This window comes from Amycolatopsis sp. N2S4-7, assembly GCF_058119595.1.
Map to the genome: position 1 here is coordinate 4791349 of NZ_CP172299.1, position 22457 is coordinate 4813805.

A 22457-nucleotide genomic window follows, 5' to 3' on the forward strand; every position below is an offset into this window, starting at 1 on the left:
CACCCGGAACCCCCGAAAACCACCGTGGATTCGCTTTCCACGCTATGGACCGGCCGAGGCGCCGACAACCCCTAGCGTTCCCCTAGACACCCCTGCGCCCCCGCCGAGCTGCGGGAGCTCGGCGGGGGCGCAGGGGGCGGGAGGGTCAGGCGCCCAGGCCGTTGTCGATGAACTCGAACAGTTCCTCGTCACTGCCGAAATCGAAGTTTTCCCCGGCGGAATTCGATTCTCCGCCGTGGTCGGCCCATTTCGAGAGGAACGACTGGAGCCCGACCTTGAGCCGGCCGCGCGTGATGCCGTCCGGGGCCGCGGCGGCGAACACGCGGCCCAGCTCGTCCAGCTGGGCCAGCAGAGACGCGGCCGAGGCGGTGTCCTCGGGGACGAGCCGGCCGGCCAGGTACGCGGCCAGCGCGGCGGGCGTGGGGTAGTCGAACGTCAACGCCGTCGGCAGCTGCAGCCCGGTGAGCGCGTTCAGCCGGTTCCGCGTTTCCACGGCGGTGAGCGAGTCGAAGCCCAGCTCGGTGAACCCCCGGTCGGGGTCGATCGCGGCCGGTGACGCGTGCCCGAGCACCGCGGCGGCCTGGGTGCGGACCAGGTCCAGCAGCAGGGCCGTCCGGTCGGCCGGTGGCGTTTCGGCGAGCCGTTGCCGCAGCGTCGGGCCCGCGTCGGGCGTGGTCTCCACCGTGACGGGCGGGACGGCCTCGGGCAGCTGGTCGAGCAGCGGCCGCGGGCCGTGCCGCCCGGCCAGTTTCGGCCAGTCCACGTCGGCGACCCCCACGACGACGTCCTGGTGGTCCAGGGCGAGGCCGAGGGCGGCGATGCCGGTCGGCGCGGCCATCGGGGCGACGCCCTCCCTGCCGAGCCGCTCGGCGATCGCGGCGTCCGCGGCGAGCCCGGTGCCGCCCCACGCGCCCCAGGCCACCGAGGTGGCCGGCAGCCCGGCCGCGCGGCGCTGTTCGGCGAGCGCGTCCAGGTAGGCGTTGGCGGCGGCGTAGCCGGCCTGCCCGGCGTTGCCGATGACACTGGCGAAGGACGAGAAGAGCACGAAGGCGTCGAGGTCCCGCGTGAGTTCGTGCAGGTTGCGCGCGGCGTCCACCTTGGGCCGCAGGACGGTGGCCAGGCGCTCGGGGGTCAGCGAGTCCAGCGCGCCGTCGTCGAGCACCCCGGCGGCGTGGAAGACCGCGGTGAGCGGCTCGACGGTGGCCAGGAGCCCGCGCAGGGCTTCGCGATCGGCGGCGTCGCACGCGGCGACGGTGACCTCGGCACCCCAGGTCCGCAGCTCTTCGGCCAGCTCGGGGACCCCTTCCGCGGCCTCGCCGCGCCGGCTGGTGAGCACGACGTGGCCGGCGCCGTTCCCGGCGAGCCAGCGGGCGACGTGCGCGCCGAGCGCCCCGGTGCCGCCGGTGACCAGCACGGTCCCCCGTGGCCGGTACTCCTGCCCGGCGGCCCCGCCGACCGGGCTGCGGACCAGCCGCCGCCCGAACAGCCCTTCGGGCCGGACGGCGACCTCCGTCTCGGTGCCGGAGAGCGCCGCGACCAGCAGGTCCGGGTCGCTCCCGGCCGGGAAGTCGACGAGCCCGCCCCAGCGCTGCGGGGCCTCGATGCCGACGACACGGCCGAAGCCCCAGAGCTGGGCCTGCACCGGGTCGACGGCGCTCGGGTCCCGGGTCGTGGAGACCGCGCCGCGGGTCAGGCACCACAGGCGGGCGCCGGAATCGACGTCGCCCAGAGCCTGCGTCAGGTGCAGGGTCGCGGTGAGGTCCAGCAGGGACAGCACGCCGGTGAACGGCTCGCCGGAGAGCAGCTCGGCGAACGCGGCGCGGTCCCCGGCGGCGTCGGCGTGCACGATCTCGGCGCCCCGGCCGGCCAGCTGCGGAGCTTCGGCGCCGGGCGGGGTCAGCACCAGCCAACGCCCCGTGAGCCGCGGTGCGGCCGGCCGGGACAACGGCGTCCACGCGACCCGGTAGCGGAGGGCGTCCTGCGAGGCCCGCTCCGCACGCCGTCGCTGCCAGTCGGCCAGGGCGGGCAGCACCGTGCCGAGGGAGTCGCGTTGCTCGTCCTTGACGCCGAGGGTCTTCGCGATCTCGTCGACGTCTTCCTCGCGGACGGCGGCCCAGAAGGCGGCCTCGGCGGCGTCCGCGGTACCCGTGGTCTTCGGGGCGTCGAGCCAGTACCGCTCGTGCTGGAACGCGTAGGTGGGCAACGGAACCCGCCGCGCGCCTTCGAACAGGGGCGTCCAGTCGACCCGGCCGTGCCGGACGTGCAGTTCGGCCAGTGCGGTCCGGAACCGGGTCCGGCCGCCGTCGCGGCGCAGGGTGGACAGCACGGGGAGGCCTTGGGCGGCCTCCTCCAGGGGCGCGCTCAGCACCGGGTGCGGGCTGACTTCGAGGACGTGCGTGAAGCCGTCTTCGAGGGCCGCCACGACCGTCGGGAAGAACTTGACCTGGCTGCGCAGGTTCTCGAACCAGTAGTCGCCGGTCAACGACGCGGTGTCGACCCGCTCGCCGGAAACCGTCGAGTAGAACGGGATCTCCGTGCTCTTCGGGGCGACGGGTGCCAGGTCCCGGAGGATCACGTCGGCGAGCTGCCCCACCTGCGGGTGGTGCGAGGCGTAGGAAACATCGATGCGACGGTAGCTCTCGCACCGGGCCGCGAGTTCGTCCAAGGCGGACACTTCGCCGGACACGATGACCTGCGCCGGGCCGTTCACCGCCGCGATCGCGAGCTTGTCGCCGATCAGCTCCGCGGCACGTTCGGCCGGAACCCGGATCGACGCCATGCCGCCGAGGCCTTCCAACGCGCGCAACGCCTTCGCGCGCAGCGCCACCACGCGGGCGCCGTCGCTCAGCGACAGCGCGCCGGACACGGTCGCCGCCGCGATCTCGCCCTGCGAGTGGCCCACGACACCGGCGGGCTCGACGCCGTAGGACCGCCACAGCGCCGCCAGTGAGACCATCATCGCCCACAGCAGTGGCTGCACCACGTCCACCTGGCCCAGCGCGGACTCGTCGGCGAGCTTGTCGAACACCGACCAGTCGACGAACTCCGACAAGGCCCGATCGCACTCGCGGAGGCGCTCGGCGAACACCGGCTCACCGGCGGCCAGCTCCAGTCCCATGTGGACCCACTGCGCACCCTGACCCGGGAACACCATCAGCACCCGGCTCGGCCCGCCGGACCCCGTACCCGTCAGCGGCAGGTCCGCCAGCCCGGCGAGCAGTTCCTCCCGGTTCGCGGCGACCACGGCTCCCCGGTGGGCCAAGGCGGCCCGGCCCGTCGCCAAGGAGAAGCCCAGGTCCCCCAGGGAAAACTCGGGGTGGGCCAGCACGTGGTCCCGCAGCCGGACGGCCTGGTCCCGCAGGGCCTCCGGCGTCCGCCCGGACAGCAGCACGGGCACCGCGCCCGCCACCTCGGCCGAGCCGGCGTCGGCGTCGGCTTCGGCTTCGGCTTCGGCGGAGGGCGCCTGCTCCAGGATCACGTGCGCGTTCGTGCCGCTGATGCCGAACGACGACACCCCTGCCCGACGCACCTCGGAATCCCACGGACGAGCCTCCTGCAGCAGCTCGACCCCGCCGCCGTCCCAGTCGATCTTCGACGACGGCGTCGACGCGTGCAGCGTCCGGGGCAGCACCCCGGCCCGCAACGCCTGCACCATCTTGATCACCCCGCCCACCCCGGCGGCCGCCTGGGCGTGCCCGATGTTCGACTTCAGCGAACCGAGCCACAGCGGCCGGTCCGGCGACCGGCCCTCGCCGTAGACCGCCTGCAGGGCCTGGACCTCGATCGGGTCGCCCAGCGCCGTGCCGGTGCCGTGCGCCTCCACGACGTCGACGTCGGCGGCGCCGAGCCGCGCGTTCCGCAGGGCGGCCTGGATGACGCGCTGCTGCGACGGGCCGTTGGGCGCGGTCAGGCCGTTGGACGCGCCGTCGGAGTTGACCGCCGAACCCCGGACCACGGCGAGGATCCGGTGCCCGTCGCGGACCGCGTCGGACAGCCGTTCCAGCAGGAGGAAGCCGATGCCCTCGGCGGCGCCGAACCCGTTCGCGTCGTCCGAGAAGGCCTTGCACCGGCCGTCCGGGGCCAGCGCGCGCTGACGGCTGAGGCTGGTGAAGGTGGCCGGGGTGCACATGATCGTGACGCCGCCGGCCAGGGCCAGGGAGCAGTCCTGGTTCCGCAGCGACCGCACGGCGAGGTCCACGGCGACCAGGGACGACGAGCACGCCGTGTCGACCGACATCGTGGGCCCTTCCAGGCCCAGGGTGTAGGCGATCCGGCCGGTGGCGGTGCTGGCCATGTTGCCGTTGTCGAGGTAGCCCTCGAGGTCGGCGGGGACGCTGCTCAGCCGGGTCGAGTAGTCGCTCTGCAGCACGCCCGCGAAGACGCCGGTGAGGCTGCCCTTCAGGGAACCGGGGTCGATCCCGGCGTCCTCCAGGGTTTCCCACGCGACTTCCAGGAGCTGCCGCTGCTGCGGGTCCATGGCCAGCGCTTCGCGCGGCGAGATGCCGAAGAACCCCGCGTCGAAGTCGTTCGAGTCGCGGAGGAACCCGCCGGAACGCACGTACGTCTTCCCGGCCGCGTCGGGGTCGGGGTCGAACAGCGCGCCGGCGTCCCAGCCGCGGTCGGCGGGGAACTCGCCGATCACGTCGGCGCCGTCGGTGACCAGACGCCACAGGTCGCCGGGCGAAGCCACCCCGCCCGGGAAGCGGCAGCCCATCCCGACGATCGCCACCGGCTCGTGCGCGGCGTCCTCGGCCTCCACCAGGCGACGGCGGCTGCGCCGCAGCTCGGTGGTCATCCACTTCAGTTCCTTGAGCAGCTTCTCGTCGTTCGGCATGGGTCAGGACCTTCCGAATTCCTTGGCGATGATGTCGAGCAGTTCGTCGGCCGAGGCGTCGTCGACGTCGTCCCCGCCGGCCTCGCCCTCCGTGCTGCCGGTCCACCGGTCGAGCAGCGCCCGCAGCCGCGCGGTGATCTCCGCGCGGTCCTCGTCGCCGGCGGCCCCGGCCAGCGCGGACTCCAGGCTGTCGAGCCGGTCGAGCACCGAAGACGCGGCCGATCCCGGCGCGAGGTCCGCGTGGAGCAGCCGCGCGACGTGCCGCGGGGTCGGGTGGTCGTAGATGAGGGTCGCCGTCAGCCGGACCCCGGTCTGCGCGGTGAGCCGGTTCCGCAGCTCGACCGCGGTCAGCGAGTCGAACCCCTGGGCCGTGAACGGCTGGTCCAGGTCGGTCCGGTGGTCTTCGGCGTGCCCCAGGACGTGGTTCACCTGCGCCGCCACGATCGTCTCCAGCCGGTGCAGCTGCTGCTCCGGGTTCAGCGCGGCCAGCTGCCCGGCCGGTCCGGTCGTTCCGGTGGTGGTGACGGCGGTCTGCCGCGTGGTCCTGGTCAGCGCGCGCAACAGCGGTTCCGGCTGCGCCCCGACGGTCAGCGCGATCGGCACGTAGTGCGGGTGCGTCGACGTCATCGCGGCGTCCAGCAGCCCGAGGGCGTGCCCGGCCGCGAGCGGGCGCATCCCGGCGCCGGCCAGCCGGGCCCGCTCGGTGTCGCCGAGGTGCCCGGTCATGCCGGACGCGTCCTCCCACAGGCCCCACGACAGCGACAACCCCGGCAGGCCCCGCGCGCGACGCCGTCGGGCCAGCTCGTCGAGGTAGGTGTTCGCGGCGGCGTAGTTGGCCTGCCCGGCGTCGCCCAGCACGCCGGCCGCCGAGGAGAACAGCACGAAGTGCGACAGCCCGTGCGCGAGGGTCGCCTCGTGCAGGTGGGTGGCCGCGTGCACCTTGGGCCGCAGCACCTTCGCCAGCTGCTCGGGGGTGAGGTTCACCGAAAGGCCGTCGTCGAGGACCCCCGCCGTGTGGAACACCGCACCCAGCCGCGGGTACCGGGCGACCAGCGCGTCGACGGCCTCGCGATCGGCGACGTCGCACGCGACGACGTCGACGGACTCGGCGCCCAGCTCCCGGAGTTCGTCGCCGAGGCCCCCGGCCGCCGCGGGACCGCGGCGCGAGGTGAGGACCAGGTGCCGGACACCGTGTCGCGCGACGAGGTGGCGGGCCAGCAGGGCGCCGAGCGTGCCGGTGCCGCCGGTGACGAGCACCGGGCGGGCCGCGTCGAGGGGCTCGGGCAGGGTCAGCGCGACCTTGCCGACGTGCCGGGCGTCCCGCACGAACCGCAGGGCCTGCCGCGCCTGCTGCATCGGCCACGCCCGCACCGGCAGCGGTTCGAGCACGCCTTCGCCGAAGAGCTTGGACAGCTCGGTGAGGATCTCGCGCAGCCGGTCCGGCCCGGCCTCGATGAGGTCGAACGCCCGGTAGCAGACGCCTTCGTGGTCCGCGGCGACGGTCTCCGGGTCGCGGACGTCGGTCTTGCCCATGTCCACGAACCGGCCGCCGGAGCGCAGCAGCCGCAGGGACGCGTCGGTGTGCTCGTGGGCCAAGGAGTTCAGGACGACGTCCACGCCGCCGGTCTCGCGCCGGAAGTCGGCTTCGAAGCCGAGGTCCCGGGAACTGGCGATCCGCTCCGGCGGGACGCCGAGTTCGCGCAGCGCGCCCCACTTCGCCGGGGACGCGGTGGTGAACGCCTCCGCGCCCCAGTGCCGGGCCAGCTGCAGGGCCGCCATGCCCACGCCGCCGGTGGCGGTGTGGATCAGGACCTTTTCGCCCGTGGTCAGCTTGGCCAGGTCGGCGAGGGCGTAGAACGCGGTGAGGAACGCGACGGGCGTCGAGCCGGCCTGCTCGAAGGTCCAGCCGTCCGGGATTTCCGCGAGGAGCCGGGCGTCCGTCACGGCGACCGCGCCGAAGGTGGCGCACTCGGTGAACAGGCCCATGACGGCGTCCCCGGCCTGCACCGAATCGACGCCGGGGCCGACCTCGACCACGATGCCCGCGGCTTCGCTGCCCAGCACGGCGTCGGGGTCCGGGTACATGCCCAGGCCGATCAGGACGTCCCGGAAGTTGACGCCCGCCGCGCGCACGCGGACCCGGACGTGCCCGGGTGCCAGGGGCGCGGTGCCCGTGTCGTACGGCACCGGGTCGGCGTCGTTGCCGATCCGCCAGCCGCCTTCGGGGAGCGTGAGTTCGGCGCCGACGCGGCCGAGGCGCGGAACCCGCACCGTTCCGTCGAAGACGCCCATGACGGGTTCGTCCGTGGCCGGAACGTCCACTTCGGACCCATCGGTGACGAGCAGCGAAACCCGGCCGGGGAACTCGGCCGCCACCGTGCGGACCAGGCCCGGCAAGCCGGCGGTCTCGAGAGTGTCGGCGCATTCGACGACCAGCCGGGCCTCGCCCGGCTCGGCCAGCCACTCCTGGATGCGCCGCAGCGTGGTTTCGATGACCTCGCTCGCGGTCTGCCCGCCGGGGACCCGCCACCGCACGGTCTCGGCCGGCGCCGGCTGCGAGCCCGAGGCCGGGGTCCAGTCCTGCCAGTCGACGCGGTACATCGCGTCCCGCAGCCGGACGGCGGGGCCGCCCACCGGGACGGGCCGGGAGATCAGCTCGTCGACCTGGGCGACCGGTGCCCCCGTGGAGTCGGCGGCGGTGATGGTCACGCCGTCCTCGCCCGCCGGGGCGACCCGGACGCGCAGCGCGCGGGCGCCGGTGGCGAACACCGAGAAGCCGCGCCAGGAGAACGGCAGCCGGGTGGTGCCGTCGCCGTCGAGCTCGGCGGTCTGCACGGCCGCGTCGAGCAGCGCGGGGTGGAGGACGAACCGGTCGGTGGCCTGGCCGTCGGGCAGGACGACCTCCGCGAACAGCTCGTCGCCGCGCCGCCAGGCCCGCCGGAGTCCCTGGAACACCGGCCCGTAGCTGAGGCCCGCTTCGGCGAGCGCCGGGTAGAAGGCTTCGACGTCGACCGGCCGCGCGTCCCGTGGCGGCCATTCCGCGAGGCCGCTGTCGGCCGCGGCGGTGCCCTGGGTCAGGACGCCTTCGGCGTTCTGGACCCATTCCTCGTCCGCGGACCGCGAGTGGAGGGAGAAGGCGCTGCGGCCGGTCTCGTCGGGCGCGTGCACGGTGACCTGGACCTGCGCGGGGAGCGCGAGGGGCGCGTGGTGGGTCAGCTCCTCGACGCGCGGGCAGCCGAGCTGGTCGCCGGCGTGCACGGCCATCTCCAGCATCGCGGCACCGGGCAGGATCACGGTGCAGCCGAGCGCGTGGTCGGCCAGCCACGGCTGGGCGGCCGGGGACAACCGGCCCGACAGGTAGACCGCGCCGGTGTCGGCGGCGTGCAGGACCGCGCCGAGGAGACCGTGCTCCGCCGGGCGCAGGCCGACCGCGGCCACGTCCTGGGCGCCGTCGGCGGACTCCAGCCAGTAGCGTTCGTGCTGGAAGGCGTAGGGGGGCAACGGAACCCGGCGGGCGCCCTCGAACACGGGCGTCCAGTCCACGTGGCCACCGTGGACGTGGAATTCGGCGAGGGCGGTCCGGAACCGCGCCTGACCACCTTCGCGGCGCAAGGTCGACAGCACCGGAAGCCCTTGGGCGGCTTCTTCGAGGGGGGCGCCGAGCACGGGGTGCGGGCTCACTTCCACCACGTGGGTGAAGCCCCGGGTGAGCGCGTCCACGACCGTCGGGAAGAACTTCACCTGGCTGCGCAGGTTCTCCAGCCAGTAGTCCCCGGTCAACGTCGCGGTGTCGATCGCCGCACCGGACACCGTGGAGAAGAACGGGATCTCCGTGCTCTTCGGGGCGACGGGTGCCAGGTCCCGGAGGATCACGTCGGCGAGCTGCCCCACCTGCGGGTGGTGCGAGGCGTAGGAAACATCGATGCGACGGTAACTCTCACAGGTCCCGGCCAGTTCGTCCAACGCGGACACGTCGCCCGACACGATCACCTGCGCGGGGCCGTTCACCGCCGCCACCGCGAGCCGCTCGTCGATCAGCTCCGCCGCGCGCTCGGCCGAAACCCGCAACGAGGCCATCCCGCCGCGGCCTTCCAGCGCCCGCAACGCCTTCGCCCGCAACGCCACCACCCGGGCGCCCTCGCCCAGGGACAGCGCACCCGACACGGTCGCGGCGGCGATCTCGCCTTGTGAGTGACCGACCACCCCCGCCGGCTCGACACCGTAGGACCGCCACAGGGCCGCGAGCGACACCATCACCGCCCACAACAACGGCTGCACCACGTCGACTTCGCTGGTCTCCTCCGCCAGCTTGTCGAACAGCGACCACTCGACGAACTCCGACAGCGCCGCGTCACATTCACGCAGCCGCGCGGCGAACACCGGCTCACTCGCCGCCAGCTCCAGTCCCATGTGGACCCACTGGGAACCCTGGCCGGGGAACACCATCAGCACCCGGCTGGGCCCGGCACCCGAACCGGTCGGCTCCAGGTCCGCCAACCCGGCCAGCAGCTCATCGCGGTTCGAAGCCACGACCGCGCCGCGGTGGGCGAACCGGCTCCGGCCCGCCAGCGAGAACCCGAGGTCGCCCAGGGAGAACTCCGGGTGCGCCAAGACGTGCTCCCGCAGCCGGGAAGCCTGGTCCCGCAACGCCTCCGGCGTCTTCGCGTGCAGCAGGAACGGCAGCGGCCCCGCGATCTCGGCCGATTCAGCCTCGGCGGAGGGTGCCTGCTCCAGGATCACGTGCGCGTTGGTTCCGCTGATCCCGAACGACGACACCCCCGCCCGGCGCACCTCGGAATCCCACGGACGAGCGTCCTGCAGCAGCTCGACGCCGCCACCGCCCCACTCGATCTTCGACGACGGCGTCGACGCGTGCAACGTCCGCGGCATGACCCCGGCCCGCAACGCCTGCACGACCTTGATCACCCCGCCGACCCCGGCGGCGGCCTGGGCATGGCCGATGTTCGACTTCAGCGAACCCAGCCACAGCGGCCGGTCCGCCCGATCGACCCCGTAAACGGCCTGCAACGCCTGGACTTCGATCGGGTCGCCGAGCGCGGTCCCCGTGCCGTGCGCCTCGACCAGGTCGACGTCGGCCGCGGACAGCCGCGCGTCTTCCAAGGCGGCCGTGATCACGCGCTGCTGCGAAGGACCGTTCGGGGCGGAGAGCCCGTTCGACGCGCCGTCGGAGTTCACCGCCGAACCCCGCACCACGGCGAGGACCTCGTGCCCGTTGCGCACCGCGTCGGACAGCCGTTCCAGCAAGAGAAAACCGACACCTTCGGAGACGCCGAAGCCGTCGGCGTCCTCGGAGAACGCCTTGCTGCGGCCGTCGGGCGCGACCGCGCGCTGACGGCTGAAGTTCACGAACGAGCTTTCGCTCGCCATGATCGTGGCCCCACCGGCCAGCGCCAGCGTGCAGTCCTGGTTGCGCAGCGCGCGGACCGCGAGGTTCAGCGCCACGAGCGAGGACGAGCAGGCCGTGTCGACCGACACCGCCGGCCCCTCCAGGCCGAGGGTGTAGGAGATCCGCCCGGACGCGACGCTGCTGAGGTTCCCGTTGTCCACGTAGCTTTCCAGCTCGCCGGGCACCGAAGGCAGCCGGTCGGCGTAGGAGCTGTGGATCACGCCGACGTACACGCCGGTCGGGCTGCCCTTCAGCGAAACCGGGTCGATCCCGGCGTTCTCCAGGGTCTCCCAGGCGACCTCCAGCAGCTGCCGCTGCTGCGGGTCCATGGCCAGCGCTTCACGCGGCGAGATCCCGAAGAAGCCCGCGTCGAAGCCGTTCGAGCCGTGGAGGAACCCGCCGGTGCGCACGTACGCCTTCCCGGCGGTTTCCGGGTCGGGGTCGTACAACGCGTCCGCGTCCCAGCCGCGGTCGGCCGGGAACTCGCCGATGACGTCCGCGCCGCCGTCGACCAGCCGCCACAGGTCGTCCGGGGAGGCGACCCCGCCGGGGAACCGGCAGCCCATCCCGACGATCGCGACCGGTTCGTGGGCCGCGGCGCGGAGCTGCTGGTTCTGCCGGCGCAGCCGCTCGGCCTCCTTGACCGACGCGCGGAGTGCGGCGACGACCTTCTCCTCAGGTGCAGTCATGAGTTCTCGGATCCCTCCATCGCCAACGCGATGAGTGCGTCGGTGTCCATGTCGTCCACGTCCGCCGCCGAGGCGGCGAAGCCCGCGGCGTCCGGCTCTTCGGCCAGGCTCAGCAGCGCGTCGAGCAGCCCGATCTCCCGGATCCGGGACACCGGCACGGTGGCCAGGACTTCCTGCAGCCGCCGCTTGTCCTCGTCGTCGGCCGACAACGGCTCCTGTTCCGGCGCGAGCGTCCGGTGCAGCAGCCGCGTGATGTGCCGCGGGGTGGGGTGGTCGTAGATCAGGGTCGCGGGCAGGTGCGCGCCGGTCCGGGCGCCCAGCCGGTTGCGCAGCTCGACCGCGGTCAGCGAGTCGAAGCCCTGCACGGTGAACGGCTGGTCCGGGTCGACCGGGTGCTCCTCGGCGTGCCCGAGGACGAGGTTGACCTGCGCGGCCACCAGCTGCTCCAGCAGGTCCAGCTGCTGCTCGGCGTTGAGCACCGACAGCCGCTCGGCGAGCCCGTCCTGCGCGACGGCACCCGCGCCGGCCTGCGCCCGCTTCGGCTGGACCAGGGCCCGGAAGATCGGCTCGCTCTGGGCGCCGACGGTCAGGGAGATCGGCACGTAGTGCGGGTGCGTCGACGTCAGCGCGACGTCCAGCAACCCCAGCGCGTGCCCGGCCGAGAGCGCGCGCATGCCGTTCGCGGCCATGCGGTCGTGGTGGACGCCGTCGAGGTGCCCGGTCATGCCGGACTCGTCCGCCCACAGGCCCCACGACAGCGACAGCGCCGGCAGGCCCAGTGCGCGGCGCCGCGCGGCCAGCTCGTCGAGGTAGGTGTTCGCCGCCGCGTAGTTGGCCTGCCCGGCGTCGCCGAGCACGCCGGCGGCCGAGGAGAACAGCACGAAGTGCGACAGCCCCATGTCCTGGGTCAGCTCGTGCAGGTAGGTCGCCGCCTGCACCTTCGGCGCCAGCACCCGCCGCACCTGCTCGGGGCGGAGGTTCACCGACAGGCCGTCGTCGAGCACGCCCGCCGTGTGGAACACCGCCCCGACCGGCCCGGTCTGCTCGAACAGCGCGGCCAGGGAGTCACGGTCGGCGACGTCGCAGGCGACGACGGCGACCGAGTCCGCGCCGGCTTCGAGGAGCTCGTTCCGCAGGTCCGCCGCGCCGACCGCGCCGAGGCCGCGCCGCGACGTCAGCACCAGGTCCCGCACGCCGTACTCGGTGACCAGGTGCCGGGCCAGCAGGCCGCCCAGCGTGCCCGTGCCGCCGGTGACGAGCACCGGGCGGTCCGGGTCGATCTCCTCCGGCAGCGTCAGCACGACCTTGCCGATCTGCCGCGCCTCCCGCACGAACCGCAGCGCGCGGCGGGCCTGCTGCATCGGCCAGGCCTTGACCGGCAGCGGCAGCAGCACCCGCGCGGTGAACAGCTCGTGCAGCGCGGTGAGGATGTCGCGGATCCGGTCGGGCCCGGCCTCGACGAGGTCGAAGGCCCGGTACCGCACCCCGGGGTGCGCGTGGGCGACGGCTTTCGGGTCGCGGACGTCGGTCTTGCCCATGTCGACGAACCGCCCGCCGCGCGGCAGCAGCCGCAGGGAGGCGTCGGTCTGCTCGTTGGCCAGGGAGTTCAGCACGACGTCCATGCCCGCGCCCCGCGTCGCTGCCAGGAACTCGGCCTCGAAGTCCGCGGTGCGCGAGTTCGCCATCCGCTCGCGCGGCACCCCGAGGGTGCGCAGGACCGGCCACTTGGCCGGGTGCGCCGTGGTGTAGACCTCCGCGCCCCAGTACTGGGCCAGCTGCAGGGCCGCCATGCCGACGCCGCCGGTGGCGGTGTGGACGAGGACCCGCTTGCCGGCGGCCAGCTTGCCGAGGTCGTGCAGCGCGTAGAACGCGGTCAGGAAGACGACCGGGGCGGCGCCGGCCTGTTCGAAGGACCAGCCCTCGGGCACCGGGACGACCATCCGGGCGTCGGTCACCGCGTGCGAGCCGAAGCCGGAGCACTCGGTGAACAGGCCCATCACGGCGTCGCCCGGCCGCACGGAACGCACGTCCGCGCCGGTTTCGAGGACCACACCGGCGGCCTCGCTGCCCATCATCGCGCCCTCGTCGGGGTACATGCCCAGGCTGATCAGCACGTCCCGGAAGTTGACGCCGGCGGCGCGCACCGCGATGCGCACCTCGCCCGGGCCGAGCTCGGCGGTGGCCGCGTCCGACGGGACCAGGCCGACGCCGTCGAGCGTCCCGCGTCCGTCCGACGCGACCGACCAGGCCTCGCCGTCCGGGATCGCCAGCTCCGAGACCGTCCGGCCGAGCCGCGGCACGCGGACGACGCCGTCGCGCAGGCCCACCACGTTCTCGTCGGTGGCCAGCACCGCCATCAGGGCCGGGACGTCGACGGTGCCCTTGCCACGGACGTCGAGCAGCACCAGGCGGTCCGGGAACTCCGTGCTCATCGACCGGATCAGGCCGGCGACGCCCGCGACGGCCAGGCCGCCCCAGCAGACCACGACGAGCCGGGTGCGCTCGGACTGCGGCAGCGCGAGCCAGCGCTTCAGGCGCATCAGCACCGCTTCGACCAGCCGGCCCGCCGTCTCGGCGAGCTCCGGGCCGTCGTCGAGGTCCACCGGACGGCGGACGAGCGAAGCGGTGTCCCACAGCACCAGGTCCGGCGTCTCGCGGGTGACGGCGACCTCGTCCCAGCCGCGGTACAGGACGGGCTCGCAGCCGGCCTCGGCGAACCAGGACCGCAGCCCGCTGGTGTCGTCGAGCACGCCGAACGCCGGCTTCTCGACGACGACCGCCGAACCGCTTTCGGCCGTCCACTCCGGCCAGTCGACCTGGAACAGGCTGTCCCGGATGTTGACGAACCGGGACAGCGCCTGCGGCGGCAGCGCCCGGGAAACCAGGGTGCGGACGTCGAGCACCGGCGTGCCGGCGCCGTCGAAGGCCGTGATGGCGACGGTGTCGTCGTCGCCGCCGGTGACGCACACCCGGAGGCGGCGGGCGCCGCTCGCGTGCACGGTGACGCCCTGCCACGAGAACGGGATCGCGGTGTCCTCGCCGGGGTTCGCCAGGCTGATGACGTGCAGGGCGGCGTCGAGCAGCGCCGGGTGGAGCACGAAACCGTCGTCCTCCAGGGCGTCCGGCAGGCTCACCTCGGCGTACAGCGCGCCGCGGGTGCGCCACGCGGCTTCGAGGCCCTGGAACAGGGTCCCGTAGGCGTACCCCTGCTCGGCGAGGACGCGGTAGGCGTCCGTGGTGTCGATCCGCTTCGCGCCTTCCGGCGGCCAGGTGGCCGGAGCCGCCGGGCGTTCGGGGGCCTCGCGGCAGAGCAGGCCGGACGCGTGCAGCTCCCAGTCGTCGTCGCCTTCGGGTCGCGAATGGAGGGTCAGGCCGCAGCGGCCGTCCTCGTCGGGGGCGGTCACCATCAGCTGGACGACCACGGATCCGGTGCGCGGCAGCAGCAGCGGCGCGTGGTGGGTGAGCTCCTCCAGGTGCGGGCAGCCGAGCTGGTCGCCGGCGTGCACGGCCATGTCCACCATCGCCGCGCCGGGCAGGAGCGGGGTGTCGCCGAGGGCGTGGTCGGCGAGCCACGGCCGGGTGGCCAGGGACAGCCGTCCGCTGAGGTAGACCGTGCCGTCGCCGGCGGCCTGCAGCACCGCGCCGAGCAGCCCGTGCCCGGCCGGGCGCAGGCCGGCGGTGCCGACGTCCTGGGTGCCCGGGCGGGCGTCCAGCCAGTACCGCTCGTGCTGGAAGGCGTAGGTGGGCAGCGGAACTTTGCGCGCGCCCGCCTTCAGGTAGAGGCCGGTCCAGTCGAGGCTGCCCTGGCCGACGGTGAACTCGGTCACCGACGTGCGGAACCGGCTCGGGCCGCCGTCGCCGCGGCGCAGGGTGGCGAGCACCGGGAGGTCCGGCGCCGCCTCCTCGAGGGGTGCGCCGAGCACGGGGTGCGGGCTGATCTCCAGGACGTGCGTGAAGCCGTCCTCGAGCGCCTTGACGACGGTCGGGAAGAACCGGACCTGGCTCTTCAGGTTCTCCAGCCAGTACTCGCCGGTCAGGGCGGCGGTGTCGATCGCCGCACCGGACACCGTGGAGTAGAAGGGAATTGCGGTGGTCGCCGGGGCCACCGGGGCGAGGTCGCCGAGGATGACGTCGGCCAGCTGCCCCACCTGCGGGTGGTGCGACGCGTACGACACGCCGATCCGGCGGTAGTGCGCGCCCTCGTTCTCACAGACCACGGCGAGTTCGTCCAAAGCGGACACGTCGCCGGACACGATCACCTGCGCCGGACCGTTCACCGCCGCCACCGCGAGCTTCTCCCCCCACGGCTCGATCAGCCCGGCCGCGCGGTCCGCCGACACCAGGATCGACGCCATGCCCCCGACGCCTTCCAGCGCCCGCAACGCCTTCGCCCGCAACGCCACCACCCGAGCGCCGTCGCTCAGCGACAGCGCGCCGGACACCGTCGCCGCGGCGATCTCGCCCTGCGAGTGACCCACCACCCCGGCAGGCTCGACACCGTAGGAGCGCCACAGTGCGGCGAGCGACACCATCATCGCCCACAGCAGCGGCTGCACCACGTCCACCTGCCCCAGCGCGGACTCGTCGGCCAGCTTGTCGAACAGAGACCACTCGACGAACTCCGACAACGCTTCGTCGCACTCCCGCAGGCGTTCGGCGAACACCGGCTCGTGCTCCGCCAGCTCCAGTCCCATGTGGACCCACTGGGAACCCTGGCCGGGGAACACCATCAGCACCCGGGCGTCGGCGGAGCCGGACCCGGTCACCGCCGACTCCGCGCCCGCGGCCAGTTCGGCGAGTCCCGCCACGAGCTCGTCGCGGTCCGCGGCGACCACCGCGCCGCGGTGCGCGAACGAAGTCCGGCCGGTGGCCAGCGAGTAGCCGACGTCGGCGACGGAGAACTCCGGGTGCGCCAGCACGTGGTCACGCAGCCGGGCGGCCTGGTCCCGCAGCGCCTCCGGCGTCTTCGCGTGGACGACGACCGGCAGCGGCCCCACCGGCGTCCCGGCCGGCTCGGGGGTCTCGACCGGCGGTGCCTCTTCGAGGATCACGTGCGCGTTCGTGCCGCTGATCCCGAACGACGACACGCCGGCCCGGCGGGGGCCGTCCGACTTCCAGGGACGGGTGTCCTGCAGCAGCTCCACCCCGCCGTCCCAGTCGATCTCCGACGACGGTGTCTTCGCGTGCAGCGTCTTCGGCAGGACGCCGGCCCGCAGGGCCTGGACCACCTTGATCACGCCACCGACCCCGGCGGCGGCCTGCGCGTGCCCGAGGTTCGACTTCAGCGAGCCGAGCCACAGGGGACGGTCCTCCGGGCGCCCGGCGCCGTAGGTCGCTTGCAGGGCCTGGACCTCGATCGGGTCGCCGAGGGACGTGCCGGTGCCGTGCGCCTCCACGAGGTCGACGTCGCCGGTGCCCAGCCCGGCGTCCTCGAGCGCGGCCGCGATCACGCGTTGCTGCGAAGGACCGTTGGGGGCCGTCATGCCGTTGGACGCGCCGTCGGAGTTCACCGCCGAGCCCCGCACCACGGCGAGGATCCGGTGACCGTGGCGTTCGGCGTCCGAAAGGCGTTCCAGCACGAGCACGCCCACGCCCTCGGCCCAGCCGGTGCCGTCGGCGTCGTCCGAGAACGCGCGGCAGCGGCCGTCCGGGGCGAGCCCGCGCTGGCGGCTGAAGTCGACGAAGACCTCGGGCGTGGACAACACCGTCACGCCGCCGGCCAGCGCCATCGAGCACTCGCCGCGGCGCAGCGCCTGCGCGGCGAGGTGCAGCGACACCAGCGAAGACGAACACGCGGTGTCGACCGACATCGCGGGCCCTTCGAGGCCGAGCGTGTAGGCGACGCGGCCGGAGAGGACGCTGGCGGCGCTGCCGTTGCCGAGGAAGCCTTCCAGCTCCTCGGGAACCTCGCGCAGGCGCGCCGCGTGGTCGTGGTACATGACGCCCGCGAACACGCCGGTGCGGCTGCCCTTCAGGCTGCCCGGGTCGATCCCCGCGTGCTCGAGGGCCTCCCAGGCGACCTCCAGGAGCTGACGCTGCTGCGGGTCCATGGCCAGGGCCTCGCGCGGCGAGATCCCGAAGAACCCGGCGTCGAATTCGAGGGCGTCCGGGAGGAAGCCGCCGTTGCGGACGTACATCTTGCCCGGCGCGTCCGGGTCCGGGTCGTAGAGCCCGTCGAGGTCCCAGCCGCGGTCGTCCGGGAAGCCGCCGATGGCGTCGGTGCCCTCGGCGACCAGCCGCCACAGGCCGTCCGGATCGGTGACCCCGCCGGGGTAGCGGCAGCCCATGCCGACGATCGCCACCGGCTCGTCCGCGACCTTCGTGGGCGCGGCGGCCGTCACCCGGGTGCCGGCCTCCTCGGCCAGGTGCGCGGCCAGCGCGGCCGGCGTCGGGTAGTCGAAGATCAGCGTCGCGGGCAGCCGCCGGTCGAGCGCGGTGCCGAGGCGGTTGCGCAGCTCGACGGCGGTCAGCGAGTCGAAGCCCAGTTCGGTGAACGCCTGGTCCGGGTCGACGGCGTTCGGGGCGGCGTGCCCGAGGACCGCGGCGACGTGCTCGCGCACCAGCGCGGTGAGGTCCGCGGGACGCACCTCGGCGACGGGCGCGATCTTCGGCGCCGGGCGGACGAGCCCGCGCAGCAGCGGCGGGACGCCGGTCTTCGCCCGCAGCGCCGGGTGGTCCAGGAGCACCGGCGCCACCACGGGAGCCGAGGTCCGCAGGGCCGCGTCGAGCATCGCCAGCGCGCGGTCGGTCGGCACCGGCGCGATCCCCGAACGCCGGAGCCGGGCGTGGTCGGCCTCGCCGAGCTTCGCGGTCAGCCCGCTGGCCTCTTCCCACAGGCCCCACTGCAGGGACAGCGCGGGCAGGCCGGCGGCCCGGCGGTGCTGGGCGAGGGCGTCCAGGTACGTGTTCGCGGCGGCGTAATTGGCCTGCCCCGCCCCGCCGAGCACCGCGGCGGACGAGGAGAACAGCACGAACGCGTCGAGCGGCCGGTCGTTCGTCAGCTCGTGGAGGTGGCGGGCCGCGTCGACCTTCGGCCGGAGCACGTTCGCCAGCCGCTCGGCGGTGAGCGAACCGAGCACGCCGTCGTCGAGGACCCCCGCGGCGTGCACGACGGCGGTGAGCCGGGGGATGCCGGCGAGGACCGCGGCGAGGGCGTCCCGGTCGGCCGCGTCGCAGGCGACAACCTCGACGTCGGCGTCCAGACCGGTCAGGTCCGCGTCCGGGCGGGCGGTGCGGCTCAGCAGGACCAGGCGGCGAATCCCGTGGTGCCGCACGAGGTGCCGGGCGACCAGCCGGCCGAGCACGCCGGTGCCGCCGGTGATGAGCACGGTGCCTTCGGGGTCGAGTCCGCTGCCGTCCTCAGTCGACGGTCGCGGGCCGAGCCGCGGGACCAGCGCCACGCCGTCGCGCAGGGCGAGTTCGGTCTCCCCCGCGGCGACGGCGGCCGTCACCGCGGCGGGGAGCGCGGCTTCGCTCGGGGCGCTGCCGTCGGTGTCCACGAGCAGGATCCGGCCGGTTTCCTCGTCCTGCGCGGACCGCACCAGCCCGGGGACGGTGGCCTGCGCGAGGCCGGGCACGGCGTCCCCGCCGACAGCGGCGAGGGCGCCGGCCGTCAGGACCACGAGCCGGGACTCCGCCGTCCGCGGGGTCCCCAGCCAGGACTTGAGCAGGCCGAGGACGCCGGCCGCGGCCGCGTGCGGACCGGCGGTCGCCGGCACGGGAGCGAGCACGAAGTCCGGGACCTCGGACAGCAGCAGCGCGGGGAGGTCCGGGTGCGCGGGCTCACCCAGGGTCGCCCAGGTGCCGGTGGCTTCTTCCGCCGTCAGCGGAACCCACTGGGTGGTGTACAGCGGGTCGGCCACCACCGGCATCGGCCGCAGCGTCAGGGATTCCACGGTGGCGATCGGCGTGCCTTCGAGGTCGGCCAGCGTCACGGCGACGGTGTCCTCGCCGGTCCGGGTCAGCCGCACCCGGGCGCGGGTCGCGCCGGTCGCGTGGACGGTGACGCCGCTCCACGAGAACGGCAGCCAGGCGCGTCCGTCGCCCCCGAAGGCACCTTCGAACAGCTCCAGGGCGTGCAGGGCCGCGTCCGAGAGGACCGGGTGCAGCGCGAAGCCGCCCGGAACCCCTTCGGGCAACACGACTTCGGCGACCACGGCGTCGTCCGTGCGCCAGGCCGCGGTCAGGCCGCGGAAGGCGGGTCCGTAGCCGAGCCCGGTGCCGGCGAGCGCCGGGTACACCCCGCTGATGTCGACGCCACCGGCTTCCGGCCGGGGAACGGCACTCCCGGCGGTGACCGGCGCGACGGCCAGGACCCCGTCGGCGTGCTGCGTCCACGGGCCCTCCTGTCGCGAGTGGACGGTGAAGGCGCGGTGGCCCCGCGCGTCCGGCTCGCCGACGGTGACCTGGATCGTCACGCCCGCCTCGGGCAGGACGAGCGGGGTGTGGAGGGTCAGCTCGGCCACCGTGCGGCAGCCCGCGTGCCCGCCGGCCTGCACGGCCAGCTCGAGGAACGCGGTGCCGGGCAGGATGACGGCGCCCTGCACGCGGTGGTCGCCGAGCCAGGGGTGGGTGTGCGGTGACAAGCGTCCGGTGAGCGTCACCTCGTCCTTGGCGGCGTGGGTGAGGACGGTCTCGAAGAGCGTGTGGCGCGGGCTCGTGGCGTTCAGCCAGAACCGTTCGCGCTGGAAGGCGTACCCGGGGAGCCGCACGTCGCGCACGTCGCGGTCCGGGTGGACCGCGCGCCAGTCGACGCCGGCGCCGCGGACGTAGCGCGTGGAGAGTGCCTCGGTGGTGTTCGCCGCCTGGCCGAGCTCGAGGAGGTCGCGCACGCCGTGCCGGTCCAGCCAGCCGGCTTCCGGCTGGACCGGCTCCGCGAGCCGCGCCCAGTGCCCGGCGTCGGCCAGGGTCGTGGCCTCCCGCCGGTCACCGGTCGTGACGTCGAGCACGGGCCTCCGCTGGGGATCGAAGGTCAGTGCCCGAACGAGCCTCCGCAGCTCGTCTTCTCCCGCGCCCCGGGCCACGGCCCCGGCGAGTGCGCAGGCGTCCGGAAGGGAAAGCACCCCGGCGACGTGCACCGCGGCGAGCTCGCCGAAGCCGGCCCCGGCGACGACGTCCGCGGCCACGCCCCAGGACTCGAACAGCCGGTAGAGGGCCACCTCCCCGGCGAAGGCGAACTCGGGCCGGCCGGGTTCGGGTGCCGCCGGGTCGAGGAGCGCGGTGTCGAGCTGCACGTTGAGGTGACCGCAGGCCTCGGAGAGGGCGGCGGCGAACACGGGGTAGGTGCGCCGGAGCAGGTCGAGGTCCCGCGGCGCCTCACCGCGGAAGAGGACGGCGAGGCCGCCGTCGGTGACCCGGCCCCGGACCAGGCCGGGGGCATCTTCCCCGGCGGCGAGGGCTTCGAGCTGGGCCCGGGCGGAGCGGAGGTCGTCGGCGAGCAGGACGGCGCGGTGCTTGAGCGCGGCCCGGGTGGTGCCCAGCGCGGCACCGAGGTCGGCCAGGGGGTAGCGGTCGAGGTGGCTGGTGAGTGCGGCAGCCTGAGCGCGCAGGGCGGCGGGAGTCTTCGCGGAGATCGGCAGCAGGACCGGCCCGCCCGGCTGGTCGCCGGGCGGCTCGGCCGCGGGTTGACGGGGTTCGGCCGACGACTCGCCAGGCTCCGCCACCGGCCGGCCGGGCTCGGCCGCCGGTCCCCCGGCTCCCACCGCCGCGTCCACCTCGTCCGGAGCTGCCTCCAGGATCACGTGGGCGTTCGTTCCGCTCATCCCGAACGACGACACCCCGGCCCGGCGCGGACGGCCCGTCTCCGGCCACGGCCGTGGCTCCGTCAGCAGCTCCACCCCGCCACCGGCCCAGTTCACGTGCGGGGTCGGCTGCTCGACGTGCAACGTCCGCGGCAGCTCCCCCGCCCGCATGGCCAGCACCATCTTGATCACCCCGGCCAGCCCCGCGGCCGCCTGGGTGTGGCCGATGTTGGACTTGACCGAGCCGAGCCAGAGCGGCTGCCCTTCCGGGCGGGCCGTTCCGTACACCGCCTGCAGGGCGTTCGCCTCGATCGGGTCGCCGAGCAGGGTCGCCGTTCCATGGGCCTCGACCGCGTCCACCTCGGCGGGCGGCAGCCCGGCGTCGGCGAGGGCCTGCTCGATCACCCGCTGCTGGGCCGGGCCGCTCGGCGCCGTGAGGCCGTTGCTCGCGCCGTCGGAGTTGACCGCGCTCCCGCTGACCACGGCCAGCACCCGGTGCCCCCGCGCGCGGGCTTCCGCGAGCGGCTGCAGCACCACCGTGGCCACGCCCTCCGCCCACCCGGTGCCCCCCGCGTCGGCGGCGAACGCGCGGCAGCGGCCGTCCTCCGAGAGCGCGCGCTGACGGCTGAACGACAGGAACCCGCCGGGGCTCGACATCACCGCGACACCGGCGGCCAGCGCCAGCCCGCACTCGCCGCGGCGCAGCGCCTGCACCGCGAGGTGCAGCGCGACCAGCGACGACGAGCACGCCGTGTCGACGGTGATCGCGGGCCCCTCCAGGCCGAACGTGTAGGCGATCCGGCCGGACGCGACGCTGCCCGCGGTGCCGATGTCCAGGTAGCCCTCGGCGCCGTCCGCGTCCTCCAGCCGCGGGCCGTAGTCCTGCGACTCGGCGCCCACGTACACACCGGTTCGGCTGCCGCGCAGGCCCGTCGGGTCGAAACCCGCGTCCTCGAAGGCGTGCCAGGTGCTTTCCAGCAGCAGCCGCTGCTGCGGGTCCATCGCGACGGCTTCGCGCGGGTTGATGCCGAAGAAGGCGGCGTCGAATCCGGCGGCGTCGTGCAGGAAACCGCCGCGACGCGCGTAAGTCGTGCCGGGCCGGTCGGGGTCGGCGTCGTAGAGCGCCTCGAGGTCCCAGCCGCGGTCGGTGGGGAAGTCCGAAGTGGCGTCGCCGCCGTCGGCGATCAGGCGCCAGAACTCCTCCGGGGTGCCGGCGCCGCCGGGGAACCGGCAGCTCATGCCGACGATCGCGATCGGCTCGCCGGACCACGACGGGACGTCGGCGGCGGCCGGAGCCGTCCCGCCGAGCAGCCGGTCCCGCAGGTACGCGGCCAAGCGCGCCGGCGTCGGGTGGTCGAACGCCAAGGTCACCGGCAGGCTCAACCCGGTGGCCTCGGCGAGACGCGCGTGGAGCGCGACCGCGCCGACCGAGTCCAGGCCGAGGTCCAGGAACGAGCGGTGCTCGCCGGCCGGCGGCTCCTCGAGCACGGCAGCCAGGTGCGCCCGGACGAATTCACCGAGGACGCGGGAACGGTCGTGGTCGGAAAGGGCCCCGAGGTCCCGGATGGGGTTCACCATTTTTCCCTCGTTCTCCAGCGGTCGATTTCCGACGGGAATCGGCGGGCTCGTCACGCGGAATTCCCGCACCCTGCCGGGAGGCTACCGAGATCCGGCGGCCGTCCCCCACCCCTAACCGCCCCTAGGTCCCGACCTGGCGATGGACCCCTAACGGCCGAGGGTGGAGATAGGGGTGGCGCGCGTTCGCCGTCCATTCCTATATTCGAGCC

3 protein-coding genes are annotated in these 22457 nt (G+C 74.4%); all 3 read right to left on the minus strand.

What is annotated here, in order from left to right:
- Positions 1–145: 145 nt before the first annotated feature.
- From ACH54P_RS22220 to ACH54P_RS22230, 3 genes are read right to left on the minus strand one after another with little or no spacing between them, the layout of a single operon-like run.
- The gene (locus tag ACH54P_RS22220; RefSeq protein ID WP_489916566.1) at positions 146–4816 is read right to left on the minus strand and encodes a type I polyketide synthase; all 4671 of its coding nucleotides are present in this window, start codon (positions 4814–4816) and stop codon (positions 146–148) included.
- A 21-nt stretch (positions 4817–4837) separates the two neighbouring features.
- The gene (locus tag ACH54P_RS22225; RefSeq protein ID WP_489915683.1) at positions 4838–10930 is read right to left on the minus strand and encodes an SDR family NAD(P)-dependent oxidoreductase; all 6093 of its coding nucleotides are present in this window, start codon (positions 10928–10930) and stop codon (positions 4838–4840) included.
- Positions 10927–22245, minus strand: coding sequence for an SDR family NAD(P)-dependent oxidoreductase (locus tag ACH54P_RS22230; protein WP_489916568.1), 11319 nt, complete (start codon positions 22243–22245; stop codon positions 10927–10929). Before ACH54P_RS22230 ends, ACH54P_RS22225 begins: the two co-directional genes overlap by 4 nt.
- Positions 22246–22457 lie beyond the last annotated feature (212 nt).

Bases quoted from the DNA above. Each gene is read 5' to 3' on its own strand.
- ACH54P_RS22225 (WP_489915683.1), bottom strand. From the start codon at position 10,930: ATGACTGCACCTGAGGAGAAGGTCGTCGCCGCACTCCGCGCGTCGGTC.